This window comes from Pseudomonas sp. MF6747 (assembly GCF_963890955.1).
Taxonomy (GTDB): Bacteria; Pseudomonadota; Gammaproteobacteria; order Pseudomonadales; family Pseudomonadaceae; genus Aquipseudomonas.
Genome location: NZ_CAWPSZ010000005.1, coordinates 1 through 14,963, shown reverse-complemented (window position 1 = coordinate 14,963; position 14,963 = coordinate 1). Strand labels below are relative to the sequence as shown.

Below are 14,963 nucleotides of genomic sequence, written 5' to 3'. Positions count from 1 at the left end.
AAAGGTGGGAGCTGGCTTGCCTGCGATGGCATCTACTGGTTATGCCTGATACACCGAGGTGTCTGCATCGCAGGCAAGCCAGCTCCCACAGAAAAGCAAAAGCAGAGTGGTGGTGGAGGCTGAACTCGGTCAACTTGTGGGAGCGGGCTTGCTCGCGAAGGCGGTGGGTCAGTGACACATGAGCTGACTGACACACCGCTTTCGCGAGCAAGCCCGCTCCCACATTTAGAACTCTGTGCATCAGATGGAAGTGTGTTGCTGTGCGGTTGCCCTGCTTTTGCTTCAACCACTCAGGTCGGCTTTCAGGCCGCCGTGCTCTGCTTTTGATCTGCTTTTGATCTTGATCTGACAGGCCCCATCAACCACGCTGGCCGAACGCAGGCTTGAATCCGTGGGTAACCCGGCAGGACGCCGGGTTAGCCGCGTTGGGCCATGGATGGCCCGTCGCGGCGGCCCACGGATTCAAGCCGGAGTGAGGGCACACCGAGCCTGGGCGAGGTGCCGAGTGGTGGGGCAAAGACCTTTTGGTTACTTTTGGGGCGTTTGCCAAAAGTGACCCGCTGTAAGAGCGGAACCCTAAGTGGCCGTGACCGCAGCAACGGATATGTACTCAACCGCTCAACCAAACAGCACCAAAAGGCTCCCCCCAATCCCCCAAGAATGTTAGCGTGCTTAGCATTCTTCCGTAGTCGATGAGCCCGCCTGCAATGAAAAAGACCGTCCTCGCCTTCAGCCGTGTCACCCCGGAAATGATCGAACGCCTGCAACAGGATTTCGACGTCATCGCCCCCAACCCAAAGCTGGGCGACATCAACGCTCAATTCAACGAAGCCCTGCCCCACGCCCACGGTTTGATCGGCGTAGGCCGCAAGCTCGGCCGTGCACAGCTCGAAGGCGCAAACAACCTGGAGGTGGTCTCCAGCGTGTCAGTAGGCTACGACAACTACGACGTGCCCTACTTCAATGAACGCGGAATCATGCTCACCAACACCCCCGACGTACTCACCGAAAGCACCGCCGACCTGGCCTTCGCCCTGCTGATGAGCAGTGCACGCCGCGTGGCCGAACTGGACGCCTGGACCAAGGCCGGCCAGTGGAAAGCCAGCGTCGGCGCGCCACTGTTCGGTTGCGATGTACACGGCAAAACCCTCGGCATCGTCGGCATGGGCAACATCGGCGCCGCCGTGGCCCGGCGTGGACGCCTGGGCTTCAATATGCCGATCCTGTACAGCGGCAACAGCCGCAAGACCGCGCTGGAACAGGAATTGGGCGCCCAGTTCCGCAGCCTCGACCAATTGCTGGCCGAGTCGGACTTCGTCTGCCTGGTGGTGCCATTGAGCGACAAGACCCGCCACCTGATCAGCACCCGCGAGTTGGGCCTGATGAAATCCAGCGCGATCCTGATCAATATTTCCCGTGGCCCGGTGGTGGACGAGCCGGCGCTGATCGACGCCCTGCAAACCCGGAAGATTCGCGGTGCCGGCCTGGACGTGTATGAACAGGAGCCGCTGGCCGAGTCACCGCTGTTCCAGCTGAGCAACGCCGTAACCCTGCCGCATATCGGCTCGGCCACCCACGAAACCCGTGAAGCCATGGCCAACCGCGCCCTGGACAACCTGCGCAGCGCCTTGCTGGGCCAGCGCCCGCAGGACTTGGTGAACCCACAGGTCTGGAAGGGCTGACACCTCCCCCCGGTGGGAGCGGGCTTGCTCGCTCCCACACACGCCAGCCCTGCATAAATCCGGTTAAAGCCTGACGCGCCCAAGTCGATAACCCTCTATAGATCGTCATTCCTGATCCACAGAAGGTTTTTATGTCCACCACCAAAGCCCGCGCAGATTCACTCTCGCTTCTGCTCTTTACCTTGCGCAGCGGCAAGCTGATGGCGATCAACCTGCTGAAAGTCAGCGAAATCATCCCCTGCCCGGGGCTGACCAAGCTGCCGGAGTCTCACCCTCACGTCAAAGGCATCGCCACGCTGCGCGGTGCCTCGCTGTCGGTGATCGACCTGAGCCGCGCGCTGGGCGAAATGCCCCTGGAAGACCCCAACGGCGGCTGCCTGATCGTCACTGACGTCAGCCGCTCCAAGCAGGGCTTGCATGTGCAGGCGGTGAGCAAGATCGTGCATTGCCTGACCACCGACATTCGTCCGCCGCCGTATGGCTCCGGTGGCAACCGCTCGTTCATCACCGGGGTCACTCAGGTCGAAGGCGGGCTGGTGCAGGTGCTGGATATCGAAAAGGTCATCCACGGCATCGCCCCGGCACCGGTTGAAGCGGCGCCCACCGACCTGACCATGGAGGAGGCCGAAGTACTCGGCAATGCGCGGATTCTGGTGGTGGACGACAGCCAGGTCGCCCTGCAGCAATCGGTGCACACCCTGCGCAATCTCGGCTTGACCTGCCACACCGCACGCAGCGCCAAGGAAGCCATCGACGTGCTGCTGGAACTGCAAGGCACGGTCGAGCAGATCAACGTGGTGGTCTCGGACATCGAAATGTCCGAAATGGACGGCTACGCCCTCACCCGTACGCTGCGCGAAACCCCGGATTTCCAGGAGCTGTACGTGCTGCTGCACACTTCTTTGGACAGCGCGATGAACAGTGAAAAGGCTCGCCTGGCCGGTGCCGACGCGGTGCTGACCAAGTTCTCTTCGCCCGAACTGACCAAGTGCCTGGTGGTTGCCGCCCAGACTGTGGCGCAAAAGGGCTTGTAACCGGTGAGGCAATACTTCCACCTGTTACGCCGCGACCTGACTAGCAACCTGCCCGCTCCGCAGTGGCCGGCCGATACTCGGCTGGGTCATTACCGTGATGAACTGGCCCCGGCGATTCATGCGGTGCTGCGCATGACCCAGGAGCAGGGCGGCGGCCGTGTCGCCAGCCTGGCGCAATGGCGCCAGCAGTTTGTCACCGATGCCGAGTTCGACCCGACGCTGTGCCTGGTGGTCAGCAACGCCGAGGGCATCCTCGGTGTAGCCCAGTGCTGGACCAGCGCGTTTATCAAGAACCTCTCCGTGCATCCCTGCGCCCAGGGCCAGGGGCTGGGCCGCGCGTTGTTGCTGCACAGCTTTGAGGTGTTCAAGCAACGCGGCGAACCCTACGTCGACCTCAAGGTGCGCGAAAGCAACCTGCGCGCCCGACAACTGTATGAAAGCGCGGGCATGGTTTTTGTGCTGCGCGACCGGGTGCCCGAGGACTGACAGGCACTGGCGCATAACTTGCTTCGCAAGAGGCAGAACAGTGCATAGAGGCAAAAACCCGTCACTGTTCAAGAGTGCCCTCTGACCTTGCCTGGTGACAGATCCTCCATGAACACTCACTTTTCCTGCGTGGGTTGCGGCAAATGCTGCACCGACCATCATGTGCCCCTGACCCTCGAAGAAGCGCGGCAGTGGGCGGCTGACGGCGGTAACGTCATCGTTCTGGTGGAGGGTTTTCTCGCCGATGGCCTGGGCTTGCCCCTGCAACAGCGCGAACACGCCGAGCGCCGTTCGGTGGTGGTGCCCAGCGGCAATACCGAGGCGTTTGTGGCGATCACCTTTGCCGCTTACAACGCCGGGCGCTGCCGGAATCTTGACGAAGACAACCGCTGCAACATCTATGAGCGCCGCCCGCTGGTGTGTCGCATCTATCCGATGGAGATCAATCCGCATATCCCACTCAACCCTGGCGCCAAGGACTGCCCGCCGCAATCCTGGGAACAAGGGCCGGCGCTGATCGTCGGCGGCGAATTGATGGACCTGGAATTGGCGCAGTTGATCCAGCGCTCGCGCCAGGCCGACCGCGATGACGTGCAGACCAAAGAGGCCGTGTGCGCCCTGCTGGGCATTTGCACCACCGCGCTCAAGGGCGATGGGTTTACCGCCTACCTGCCGGACATGAACGCCTTTGCCCAGGCGATGGAGTTGGCGATCGATCAGCCCGCCGTCGCCAACGAGTGGGTGTTTCATGTGTCCGGGCTGGATATTGCCGAACAGCTGCTGGATGCCGGCGCCAGGATCGCCACCCAGGTGCCGGCCAACTACGCGTTTATTTCCTTGCGGGCGTCATAGGCCCGCCGCCTGCGAGGGTTTACAGGCTGGCGATACACTCGATTTCGATCCGCGCATTCAACAGCAGTTTGCCGGCGGCAAAGGTGGTTCGGGCAGGAAGCCGGCCTGCGGGGAAATAACTGGCATACACCTCGTTCATTGCCGGGAAGTCTTTGACATCGGCAAGAATCACCGTGCATTTGGCTACCCTGTCCATCGCCAAGCCCTTTGTCTTGAGTGTGCCACGCAAGTTTTCCAGGGCCTGGGCGGTTTCTGCGCGAATGCCTCCGCGCACCAACTTGCCATTTTCATCCAGGCCCAACACGCCCGCGAGATACAGGGTGTGCCCAACCTGCACCACCTCCGAGTAAGGAAACCCACCCTGCGCCGGTGTGTAAATCATCCGGGCCGATGCGGATTCAGCCGCAGCGGGTGCCAGATAAGGCTGGGTAATGGCCGCGTATTTGCCACTGTCCTTCAAACGCTGCAGGGCCTTGTTCAGCGCCGCGGTCAATTGCGGGTCGGTTTTGCGCACCGCAATGGCCGGGCCGCTGCCCAACAACTCGTCATTGATCACTGGCCCTGCGAAGGCAAACGCTTTGCCTTGAGGGGTGTTCAGCAACGCCTGGGTGATTTCAACCGTGTCTTGCAAGGTCGCGTCCAACTCACCGGCCTTCAAGGCCTTGATCAGCTCGGCATTGAGGTTGAATTGACGTACCTGCACCCCTTTGGGCGCCCACCGTGCCAGCGCAAACGCGGCTCGACTGGTGCCCGTCAGTACGCCCACGCGTTTGCCCCTGAGCGAATCGGGCGTGGGTAAAAGGCTGGAACCTGTGGGCGCGACCAATCGGCTTTCAAGGGCATAGAGCGGATGGGTGAAGTCGACTGTTTCGCGCCGTGGCGGCGTCGCGGTCATCGGCATGATGGCGTCAAAACGCCCGGCCTGGAGCGCCGCAAGGTTGGTTGCATAAGGCTGATCGACCCACACGCAGCGGGCGTTGAGCTCAGCACACAAGGCGTTGCCCAGCTCGATATCCAACCCGACGAGTTCGCCTTGCTCGTTGCGATATTCAAATGGCGGTACATCCGCCTCGACGCCGAAGCGGATTTCGCTCCACGGGTTTACCGGAGGGGGAGCCACCGCGCATCCGCTCCCGGCCAACATCATCAGCGCCAGCGCCAATATTCTTCTTGTCGTAGTCATAGACCTGTCCTGTTCAAAAGTGGTGTGAGACGTCCGTGCTCTATCACTCACGGCCCGAACGCACCCGACGTTCTAACAAGCACTGACTGGTCTTTAACTACGACACGCCTGTTTGTTTCATAGGAGAATTCCCAAATTCAGCCTAGACGCTTTTTAGCCTCAGCGCCGTCGGCCCCAGAACTCCTGCGCAAGCAGACGTAGATCTTCCGCCAGCGCCGCCACGTCACCTGAACTGCACTGGCTCTGCTGCCCGGCGCTGACGGTGGCTTCGCCGGCATTGCGGATGCCGACGATAGTGCGATTGATGTCCTCGCTTACCGCGCTCTGCTCCTCTACCGCCGCGGCAATCTGTTGACTCATCGCGGTGATCTGGGTGACACGCTGGCTGATGCCATCCAGCGCCGCCGCCGCCCGCTGTGCCTGCTCGACACTTGCCTCAACATGCTCGCTGCTGTGTGACATGGCTTGCACCGCATCGCGGGCTCCGCCTTGCAGGGTGCTGATCATGCGCTGGATTTCATTGGTCGATTGCTGGGTGCGCTGAGCCAGGCCGCGCACTTCGTCGGCGACCACGGCAAAACCACGGCCCTGCTCGCCAGCCCGCGCGGCCTCGATGGCCGCATTGAGGGCCAGCAGGTTGGTCTGCTCGGCAATGGTCCGGATGACTTCCAGCACGCCGCTGATTTCACCGCTGTGGCTTTCCAACTGCTGAATCACTTCGGTGGCGCGCGCCAACTCCTGAGATAAACGCAACACCGCATCACGGCTTTCGTCGACGCGCTGATGGCCTTCACGGGTTTCGCTGCCGGCCTGGTCCGCGGCCCGGGAAGCCTGCAGCGCATGGTCGGCAACCTCGGCCACGCTGGCGGCCATCTGATGGATCGCCGCCGCCACCTGATCAGTCTGGGCCTGTTGACCGAGCCTGCTGGCGTGACTGTTGTGCAGGTGCTTGACCAGGTGCGCAGCATGCCCCGCCAACCGCTGGGACGCATCGCCGATGCGCCCGACCACCGCGCCCACTTGGGCTTCGAGCATTTGCAGGGCGAATTCAATCTGCCCGCACTCATCCCTGCGCCCGGTATAGATCGCCTGGCTCAACGGGTTGTCGGCGATCAATCGCGCGCGTTGATTGAGTTGCGCCAGGGGACGCATGATCGCTTTGATCCCGACCGCCCCGATCAGACACCCAACCGCCGGCGCCAGCAGTTGCCAGGCCAGCGAATAAGAGGCCAGGCCCCGACTCAACGCCCACGTTACCGCGCAGCTGCCGACCACCCAGGCCGACAACTTGAAGCCCATGCCGAGCGTCGGCAGCCTCTGGTGTTTACCCGCGCGCAGCTGCGCATAAGCGTGTTCTGCCGCCGCCACCGTGCGCGGGTCCGGCTGGGTGCGCACTGACTGATACTCCACCGTCGCCCCTTCGCGGGTGACCGGCGTGGCATAGGCGCTGACCCAATAGTGGTCGCCGTTCTTGCAGCGGTTTTTCACCATGCCCATCCAGGACCGGCCACTTTTGAGGGTCCGCCACATGTGCGCAAACGCCGCAGGCGGCATATCGGGGTGGCGCAACAGGTTATGTGGCGAACCAAGTAATTCGTCACGGCTATAGCCGCAGACATCGATGAAATCCTGGTTGGCGTAGGTCATCGCGCTGGTCAGGTCGGTGGTTGAGAGGATATTGGCGTCGGGGGCAAAGTCCACATTCCGACCGGTGACCGGCAGATTGATCTTCATGGATAAGCGCGCTCGTAATTATTGGAGGAGTCGGCAGGGCGTCGACTCTAAGCGCACTCAGGGGGCGAACACTGATCCAGCTCATGTTCCGCGCAATTAATTAGCCATCACTGGTCGGAAGGCGGCTCGTTCAGATTGTAGGGCTGCACGATGCGTTGGTATTCACCGCTCTGGCGCAGTTGTTCAAGCGCTCGGTTGAGGTCCTGGCGCAAGGCGGTGTCCGGTTTGCGCACCGCGATGGCCGCGCCATCACCCAGCAGTTCAGCCGACACGACAGGACCCAGGAAGTCGAAATCCTGGCCCTGCGCGGTGTCGAGCAGTGCCTTGCGGATTTCCACCGTGCCTTGCAGCGTCGCATCGATATGGCCGGCCACCAGGCTGCGCGCCAATTCGTCATTGAGCCAGAAACTCTTGATGATGACGCCCGCTGGCGCCCACTTGATTCGAGCAAAGGCTTCGCGGTTGCTCCCCAGCAGCACGCCAACCCGCTTGCCCCTGAGCGACTGCAGCGTCGGCATCAGGCCTGAGGTCTTGCGCCCTACCAGCCGAGTGGTGAACGGGTACAGCGTATCCGTGAAATTGACCCATTGGCGCCGCCTGGAGGTGGGCGCCATGCCCATGATCGCATCGAACCGCCGGCCCTCAAGCGCAGGAAAACTCTCCATCAGGACCTGATCAACCCAGGTACAACGCACACTGAGTTGCTGGCACAACGCGTTTCCCAGGTCGATATTGAGCCCCACCAGTTGATCGTGCTGGTTGCGGCTTTGGAACGGCGGGAATTGCGCGGCGACCGCGAAACGGATCTCGCGCCGTGGTTCGTCAGCTGTTGCAGGCGTGCAGAAAACAGCGGCCAGCAGGGATAAGGCAGGCGCAACACAGACACGTATCGAAACCACAAGGTACGTCCTTTTCCGGAAAGTCCAGCGTCACCACGCCCCGGCGCAATCCACCCGGGGCGAAGCAAATGCTGTGCAAGCTTTCAAGAAACGGTCGTGCACCTGCAATCAGAAACATCAGCGAGTGATGTAAGGCAATGCCGACAAATAGGTGACCGATTACTCTCAGCGTTTACCCATCGAACGGCGAGTGCCCGGCGGCGCCATACCTGGCGACTTGGTATGGCCGTTTTTGGCGCCATTTTTGTACCAAGGCTGGGCAGCATTCTTGGCCCCGGCCAGTTCACCCGGCTTGAACGGAAACTTGAACGCCGGGATCTCGGCTTTTTCAACGCTTTCAGCGCTGGCCGGATCGACGAGGTCGGCCGCTTCAACAGGGGATTGTGTCGGGGAAGTCATGGAAGCTCCGGGCATGCAGAAAATGAGGCGGCGGCCGGCTTGCGGGCCGCGCTGGCGCGCAGTATACCTGCGCGCCCCGGATCTTTAACCACCGCCTGTACGAATGGTCTGACTTTACTGACAGCGCTGTCAGTTAGCAGTCACCGTGCTGACCGGGTTGGCGGGCTATAAAGAAAGCATCTTCATTCTCCCACCCCTTTGCCCCGGCGCCTCACCCCATGCACATTCAACGAAAAACCGCCCTGACCGTGGGTGTCCTCGTGGTAGTGGCGATTGCAGCCTGGGCCGTGACCCGGCCCGCCAAGACCAAACTGGCGGCGCCGAGCGCAATTCCGGTGCGGGTGGTGAGCGTCGTGCAACAGGACATTCCCCGTTTTGTCAGCGGCATCGGCTCGGTGCTGTCGTTGCACAGCGTGGTGATCCGCCCGCAAATCGACGGCATCCTCACCCAATTGCTGGTCAAGGAAGGCCAATTGGTCAAAACCGGCGACCTGCTGGCGACCATCGATGACCGCTCGATCCGCGCGAGCCTCGACCAGGCCAAGGCGCAGCTGGGGGAAAGCCAGGCGCAACTGCAAGTCGCGCTGGTCAACCTCAAGCGCTACAAGGAATTGAGCATCGACGACGGCGTGTCGAAGCAGACCTACGACCAGCAACAAGCCTTGGTCAACCAGCTCAAAGCCACGGCGCAAGGCAACCAGGCCGCCATCGACTCCGCTCAAGTACAGCTTTCCTACACCCAGATTCGCTCTCCGGTTACAGGTCGCGTCGGCATTCGCACGGTGGATGAAGGCAACTTCCTGCGCATGAGTGATACCCAGGGCTTGTTCTCCGTGACGCAGATCGACCCGATTGCGGTGGAGTTCTCACTGCCGCAACAAATGCTGCCGACCCTGCAAGGCCTGATCGCATCGCCGACTCAAGCCAGCGTCGACGCCTACATGGGCGCCGACACCGACGGCCAGACCGGCGACTTGCTCGGTGAAGGCCACTTGAGCCTGATCGACAACCAGATCAGCTCCACCACCGGCACCTTGCGCGCCAAGGCCGAGTTCAAGAATGCATCGCAGCGCCTGTGGCCGGGGCAACTGGTGACCATCAAGATCCAGACCGCCCTCGACAAGAATGCCCTGGTGGTGCCGCCGACCGTGGTGCAGCGCGGCCTGGATTCGCATTTCGTGTACCGGGTCAACGGTGACAAGGTCGAGATTGTGCCCGTGCAAATCGCTTACCAGGACAGTGACGTGAACATCATCAAGGGCGTGCAGGCTGGGGATGTATTGGTCAGCGACGGCCAGTCGCGGCTCAAGGCCGGCGCCCAGGTCGAAGTGCTCAAGGAGCCGCCACAAACCATCCAGACGGTAGACGCCAAGGTGCAGCCATGAGCGGCAGCCGCTCGCCGTCGGCCTGGTGCGTCGACCACCCGGTCGCCACCCTGCTGCTGACCTTCGCCTTGGTGCTGCTGGGGTTGATCGCCTTCCCGCGCTTGGCCGTCGCCCCACTGCCGGAAGCGGAATTTCCGACGATCCAGGTCACTGCGCAGTTACCCGGCGCCAGCCCGGACACCATGGCATCGTCGGTGGCCACCCCGCTGGAGGTGCAATTCAGCGCCATCCCCGGCATGACGCAAATGACCTCCAGCAGCGCCTTGGGCTCCAGCCTGCTGACGCTGCAATTCACCCTGAACAAAAGCATCGATACCGCCGCGCAGGAAGTGCAAGCGGCGATCAACACCGCCTCCGGCAAGCTGCCCAGCGACATGCCAAGCCTGCCGACCTGGAAGAAGGTCAACCCGGCGGACAGCCCGGTGCTGATCCTCAGCGTCAGTTCCGACAGCATGCCCAGCACCGAGCTGAGCGACTACGTGGAAACTCTGCTGGCTCGTCAGATCAGCCAGATCGACGGCGTCGGCCAGATCAACATCACCGGCCAGCAGCGCCCGGCGATTCGCGTACAGGCTTCGCCCGACAAACTCGCAGCGATTGGCCTGACCCTCGCCGACGTGCGTCTGGCCATTCAGCAATCGAGTTTGAACCTGGCCAAGGGCGCGATTTACGGGGAGAACAGCGTGTCGACCCTGTCGACCAACGACCAGCTGTTTCACCCGGATGAATACGGCCAGTTGATTGTTTCCTACAAGAACGGCGCACCGGTTCAACTGCGTGATATCGCCAAAGTCATCAACGGTTCGGAAAACGCCTACGTACAGGCCTGGTCGGGCGACACGCCCGGCGTGAACCTGGTGATTTCGCGCCAGCCCGGCGCCAACATTGTCGAAACCGTGGACCGCATTCAAGCCGAGCTGCCACGCCTGGAAGGCATGTTGCCGGCCTCGGTGCAGGTCAGCGTCTTGACCGACCGCACCAAGACGATTCGCGCCTCGTTGCATGAAGTGGAAGTGACGTTGCTGATTGCCATCTTGCTGGTGGTGGCGGTGATGGCGCTGTTCCTGCGTCAATTGTCGGCGACGATGATTGTGTCCAGCGTGCTCGGCGTGTCGCTGATCGCCAGTTTTGCGCTGATGTATGTACTGGGTTTCAGCCTGAACAACCTTACGCTGGTGGCGATCGTCATTGCCGTGGGCTTTGTGGTGGACGACGCCATCGTGGTGGTGGAGAACATTCACCGCCATCTGGAGGCAGGCCTCGATAAACGCGAAGCGGCGATCAAGGGTTCCGGCGAGATTGGCTTTACCGTGGTGTCCATCAGCTTCTCGCTGGTGGCGGCGTTTATTCCGCTGCTGTTCATGGGCGGCGTGGTCGGACGGCTGTTCAAGGAGTTTGCGCTGACGGCCACCTCGACCATCCTGATTTCGGTGGTGGTGTCACTGACGCTGGCGCCGACGCTGGCCGCGCTGTTCATGCGCGCGCCAACCCATCACGCCCACGACAAACCCGGCTTCAGCGAACGCCTGCTGGCCGGCTACGCGCGCAACCTGCGTCGCGCGCTGGCTCATCAACGCACGATGGCGGCGATCTTCATGGTGACCCTGGCCCTGGCCGTGGTCGGCTACATCTTTATCCCCAAGGGTTTCTTCCCGGTGCAGGACACCGGTTTCGTGCTCGGCACCAGCGAGGCCGCGGCCGACGTGTCGTACCCGGACATGGTCGCCAAGCACAAAGCCCTGGCCGAGATCGTCAAGGCCGACCCGGCGGTGGAAGCGTTTTCCCACTCGGTGGGCGTGACCGGCAGCAACCAGACCATCGCCAACGGCCGCTTCTGGATCGCCTTGAAAGACCGCGGTGACCGCGATGTGTCCGCCAGCCAGTTCATCGACCGCATCCGCCCGAAACTCGCCAAGGTGCCGGGCATCGTGCTGTACCTGCGCGCCGGCCAAGACATCAACTTAAGCTCCGGCCCGAGCCGCGCCCAGTACCAATACGTGCTCAAGAGCAACGACGGCCCGACGCTGAACACCTGGACCCAGCGCCTGACTGAAAAACTGCGCGCCAACCCGGCCTTTCGCGACCTGTCCAACGATCTGCAACTGGGCGGCAGCATCACCCACATCAGCATCGACCGCCAGGCCGCCGCGCGCTTCGGCCTGACCGCCACCGATGTCGACCAGGCGCTGTATGACGCCTTCGGTCAGCGCCAGATCAACGAGTTCCAGACCGAAATCAACCAGTACCAGGTGGTGCTGGAACTCGACACCCAGCAACGTGGCAAGGCCGAGAGCCTGAACTACTTCTACCTGCGCTCGCCGCTGACCAACGAAATGGTGCCACTGTCGGCGCTGGCCAAGGTCGACCCGCCCACCGTGGGGCCCTTGTCGATCAGCCATGACGGCATGTTCCCGGCCGCCAACCTGTCGTTCAACCTCGCGCCTGGCGTGGCGTTGGGCGATGCAGTGATCATGCTTAACCAGGCCAAGAATGAAATCGGCATGCCGTCCACCATGATCGGCACATTCCAGGGCGCGGCCCAGGCGTTCCAGAGTTCGCTGGCCAGCCAGCCCTGGCTGATCCTCGCGGCGCTGGTGGCGGTCTACATTATTCTGGGTGTGCTGTACGAGAGTTTCGTGCACCCGCTGACGATCATCTCGACGTTGCCTTCGGCAGGCTTGGGCGCGCTGATCATGCTGTGGCTGCTGGGCCAGGACTTTTCGATCATGGCCCTGATCGGCCTGGTGTTGCTGATCGGCATCGTCAAGAAAAACGGCATCCTGATGATCGACTTTGCCCTGGACGCCCAGCGCGTGCGCGGGCTGGCGCCCGAGGAGGCGATTTATGAAGCCTGTGTCACGCGGTTCCGGCCGATCATCATGACCACCCTCGCCGCCCTGCTCGGCGCGGTGCCGCTGATGCTCGGCTCTGGCCCGGGCGCGGAGTTGCGCCAACCGCTGGGGATTGCGGTGGTCGGCGGCTTGCTGGTGAGCCAGGCGCTGACGCTGTTCACCACGCCGGTCATATACTTGTACCTTGAGAAGTTTTTCCACAGGCCCAAACCAGCGCTGGCGCTGGCGACCACACACTAAAGGCGGGGTCATGCGCGTCCTGATTATTGAAGATGAAGAAAAAACAGCGGACTACTTGCACCGCGGCCTGACGGAACAGGGCTACACCGTCGATGTGGCGCGTGAAGGCGTCGAGGGCTTGCACCTGGCGCTGGAAAACGATTACGCGGTGATCGTGCTCGACGTGATGCTGCCCGGCCTCGACGGCTTCGGCGTGTTGCGCGCGCTGCGAGCGCGCAAGCAAACGCCGGTGATCATGCTCACCGCCCGCGAGCGCGTGGAAGACCGCATTCGCGGCTTGCGCGAAGGCGCCGACGATTATTTGGGCAAACCGTTTTCGTTCCTCGAACTGGTGGCGCGCCTGCAAGCGCTGACCCGCCGCAGCGGCGGGCATGAGCCGGTACAGGTCACCGTCGCTGACCTGTGGATCGATCTGATCAGCCGCAAGGCCAGCCGCAACGGCCTGCGCCTGGACTTGACCGCCAAGGAGTTCTCGCTGCTCAGCGTGTTGGCACGCCGCCAGGGTGAAATCCTCTCGAAAACGGCGATTGCCGAGATGGTCTGGGACATCAACTTTGACAGCGACGCCAACGTCGTCGAAGTCGCAATCAAGCGCCTGCGCGCCAAGCTCGACGGGCCGTTCGAGCACAAATTGCTGCACACCATTCGTGGCATGGGGTATGTGCTGGAGAACCGCAGTGTCGGCTAACTCCATCGCCCTGCGCCTGAGCGGTATGTTCACGCTGGTGGCGCTGCTGATCTTCGTGTTGATCGGCGGCGCGCTGTACCAGCAAGTGGACCGCGGCCTTGGGTTGTTGCCGGGCGCCGAGCTGGATGCGCGCTACAGCGTGCTCGAATCCTCGGTGAACCGCTTTGGTACACCGGACCACTGGGCGAAAATCACCGCCAAACTGAAATTGCTCGGTGAAGAAGACAAGCGCATCCGCTTCTGGGTGGTGAGCAGCGATCCGAACTACGAATACGGCAACCCGGATGCACAGATCCGCGCGTTCGCCGCAGGGCCCACCGGTAAGCGCGACTTGCGCCTGCCGGGGCGCGAGTACCCGTTCAAGGTGTTGGTGAGCCAATTCGCGGCGAAAGAACAGCGCCCGCCGCTGCGCTTTATGATCGCCATCGACACGGAAAACTTCCGCGCGACTCAGCATCAGTTGCTGGTAGCGCTGATCGGCCTGGCGTTTGTCGGCGTGGTGCTGGCGGCGCTGCTGGGGTTCTGGGTATCGCGCATCGGCCTCAAGCCGTTGGGCAAGCTCTCGGATGAAGCGCAGAAGCTTGCGCCGCCCAAGCTCTCGGGGCGCTTGCAACTGTCGCCGTTGCCGCCGGAGTTGAGCCAGTTCGTCAATTCGTTCAATTCCACGCTGGATCGGGTGGAACAGGCTTATTCACGCCTGGAATCGTTTAATGCCGATGTGGCCCATGAGCTGCGTTCGCCGCTGACCAACCTGATCGGCCAGACGCAGGTGGCGCTGACGCGCGGGCGTTCGGCTGAGCATTATTTCGAGGTGCTGCAATCCAATCTTGAAGAGTTGGAGCGGTTGCGCTCGATCATCAATGACATGCTGTTCCTGGCCAGTGCGGACCAGGGCAGCAAGGCCACCAAGCTGATCGAAAGCTCGCTGGCGGATGAGGTGGCGACCACGCTCGACTACCTGGATTTCATCCTCGAAGACGCCCAGGTTCAAGTGCGGGTGCGTGGCGATGCGTTGGTGCAGATCGAGAAAGCTCACTTGCGTCGTGCGTTGATTAATCTGCTCAGTAATGCGGTGCAGCACACCGCGGCGGGGCAGGTTATCGAGGTGAATATTGAGGTGCAGGAGCATCAGGTGGCGATTGGGGTGACCAACCCTGGGGATGAAATTGCCAGCGAGCATTTGCCACGGCTGTTCGAGCGGTTTTATCGGGTGGATGCCTCGCGCAGCAACAGCGGGGCGAATCATGGGCTGGGGTTGGCGATTGTGAAGGCGATCGCTTTGATGCACGGCGGGGATGTGTTTGTGCGCAGTGAGGGTGGGGGGAATACGTTTGGCATTACCCTGCCGGTGTAGGGGATGGTTTGCTGGGGGCATATCCGTTGTTTGGGTGATGGCTGCTTTGGGTTCCGCCCTTACGGCGGGTCACTTTGGAAAAGCCCCAAAGTAACCAAAGGGCTCTTGCCCCACCACTCGGCACCTCGCTTAGGCTCGGTGTGCCCTCACGCAGGCTTTGGACCGTGGGCCGCCG

General features: G+C 62.0%; 12 protein-coding genes and 1 pseudogene. 8 read left to right on the top strand and 5 right to left on the bottom strand.

Annotated elements, in window-relative coordinates:
- Window positions 1-707 precede the first annotated feature (707 nt).
- The 4 genes from AACW30_RS06360 to AACW30_RS06345 all read left to right on the top strand — a co-directional run bounded on the left by AACW30_RS06360 (window position 708) and on the right by AACW30_RS06345 (window position 4,054).
- Window positions 708-1,682: a 2-hydroxyacid dehydrogenase gene (locus tag AACW30_RS06360; RefSeq protein WP_200624529.1), complete on the top strand. Its 975-nt coding sequence runs from the start codon at window positions 708-710 to the stop codon at window positions 1,680-1,682.
- Window positions 1,683-1,813: 131 nt separating this feature from the next.
- Window positions 1,814-2,716, top strand: coding sequence for a chemotaxis protein CheV (locus AACW30_RS06355; protein WP_200624528.1), 903 nt, complete (start codon window positions 1,814-1,816; stop codon window positions 2,714-2,716).
- Between the two features lie 3 nt (window positions 2,717-2,719).
- On the top strand, window positions 2,720-3,202 hold the full coding sequence (locus AACW30_RS06350; RefSeq protein ID WP_200624527.1) for a GNAT family N-acetyltransferase: 483 nt from the start codon (window positions 2,720-2,722) through the stop codon (window positions 3,200-3,202).
- A 108-nt stretch (window positions 3,203-3,310) separates the two neighbouring features.
- Complete coding sequence (locus AACW30_RS06345; protein ID WP_106579550.1) at window positions 3,311-4,054, top strand: YkgJ family cysteine cluster protein; 744 nt, start codon at window positions 3,311-3,313, stop codon at window positions 4,052-4,054.
- 19 nt (window positions 4,055-4,073) lie between these two features.
- Here the strand turns inward: AACW30_RS06345 and AACW30_RS06340 are convergent, their stop codons facing one another.
- The 5 genes and pseudogenes from AACW30_RS06340 to AACW30_RS06325 form a co-directional block, all read right to left on the bottom strand.
- A complete protein-coding gene (locus AACW30_RS06340) occupies window positions 4,074-5,237 on the bottom strand; it encodes a transporter substrate-binding domain-containing protein (protein ID WP_234452617.1) in 1,164 nt (387 codons plus the stop codon).
- A 159-nt stretch (window positions 5,238-5,396) separates the two neighbouring features.
- A complete protein-coding gene (locus AACW30_RS06335; RefSeq protein ID WP_442793519.1) occupies window positions 5,397-6,443 on the bottom strand; it encodes a methyl-accepting chemotaxis protein in 1,047 nt (348 codons plus the stop codon).
- 246 nt (window positions 6,444-6,689) lie between these two features.
- Window positions 6,690-6,884: pseudogene (locus tag AACW30_RS31490) on the bottom strand (PAS domain-containing protein); the annotation flags it as partial.
- A gap of 194 nt (window positions 6,885-7,078) precedes the next feature.
- Window positions 7,079-7,870: a transporter substrate-binding domain-containing protein gene (locus AACW30_RS06330; protein WP_200624525.1), complete on the bottom strand. Its 792-nt coding sequence runs from the start codon at window positions 7,868-7,870 to the stop codon at window positions 7,079-7,081.
- A gap of 165 nt (window positions 7,871-8,035) precedes the next feature.
- Window positions 8,036-8,269, bottom strand: coding sequence for a hypothetical protein (locus tag AACW30_RS06325; RefSeq protein ID WP_106579552.1), 234 nt, complete (start codon window positions 8,267-8,269; stop codon window positions 8,036-8,038).
- A gap of 218 nt (window positions 8,270-8,487) precedes the next feature.
- On the opposite strand from AACW30_RS06325, the gene AACW30_RS06320 reads away from it, so the two are divergent.
- The 4 genes from AACW30_RS06320 to AACW30_RS06305 are packed head-to-tail and all read left to right on the top strand — an operon-like array spanning window position 8,488 to window position 14,788.
- Window positions 8,488-9,654 carry an efflux RND transporter periplasmic adaptor subunit gene (locus AACW30_RS06320; protein WP_106579553.1) on the top strand — a complete coding sequence of 389 codons (1,167 nt, stop codon included), beginning with the start codon at window positions 8,488-8,490 and terminating at the stop codon, window positions 9,652-9,654.
- The gene (locus AACW30_RS06315) at window positions 9,651-12,746 is read left to right on the top strand and encodes a multidrug efflux RND transporter permease subunit (protein WP_119735568.1); all 3,096 of its coding nucleotides are present in this window, start codon (window positions 9,651-9,653) and stop codon (window positions 12,744-12,746) included. Before AACW30_RS06320 ends, AACW30_RS06315 begins: the two co-directional genes overlap by 4 nt.
- 10 nt (window positions 12,747-12,756) lie before the next feature.
- Window positions 12,757-13,434 carry a heavy metal response regulator transcription factor gene (locus AACW30_RS06310; protein WP_053254480.1) on the top strand — a complete coding sequence of 226 codons (678 nt, stop codon included), beginning with the start codon at window positions 12,757-12,759 and terminating at the stop codon, window positions 13,432-13,434.
- Complete coding sequence (locus AACW30_RS06305) at window positions 13,424-14,788, top strand: heavy metal sensor histidine kinase (RefSeq protein WP_106579555.1); 1,365 nt, start codon at window positions 13,424-13,426, stop codon at window positions 14,786-14,788. The genes AACW30_RS06310 and AACW30_RS06305 overlap by 11 nt, the downstream gene beginning before the upstream one ends.
- The last annotated feature ends 175 nt before the right edge of the window (window positions 14,789-14,963 follow it).

Excerpts from the sequence above, each read along its gene's own strand:
- AACW30_RS06360 (WP_200624529.1), top strand. The coding sequence starts at position 708 with ATGAAAAAGACCGTCCTCGCCTTCAGCCGTGTCACCCCGGAAATGATC.
- AACW30_RS06355 (WP_200624528.1), top strand. The coding sequence starts at position 1,814 with ATGTCCACCACCAAAGCCCGCGCAGATTCACTCTCGCTTCTGCTCTTT.
- AACW30_RS06345 (WP_106579550.1), top strand. The coding sequence starts at position 3,311 with ATGAACACTCACTTTTCCTGCGTGGGTTGCGGCAAATGCTGCACCGAC.
- AACW30_RS06340 (WP_234452617.1), bottom strand. The coding sequence starts at position 5,237 with ATGACTACGACAAGAAGAATATTGGCGCTGGCGCTGATGATGTTGGCC.
- AACW30_RS06325 (WP_106579552.1), bottom strand. The coding sequence starts at position 8,269 with ATGACTTCCCCGACACAATCCCCTGTTGAAGCGGCCGACCTCGTCGAT.
- AACW30_RS06320 (WP_106579553.1), top strand. The coding sequence starts at position 8,488 with ATGCACATTCAACGAAAAACCGCCCTGACCGTGGGTGTCCTCGTGGTA.
- AACW30_RS06315 (WP_119735568.1), top strand. The coding sequence starts at position 9,651 with ATGAGCGGCAGCCGCTCGCCGTCGGCCTGGTGCGTCGACCACCCGGTC.
- AACW30_RS06310 (WP_053254480.1), top strand. The coding sequence starts at position 12,757 with ATGCGCGTCCTGATTATTGAAGATGAAGAAAAAACAGCGGACTACTTG.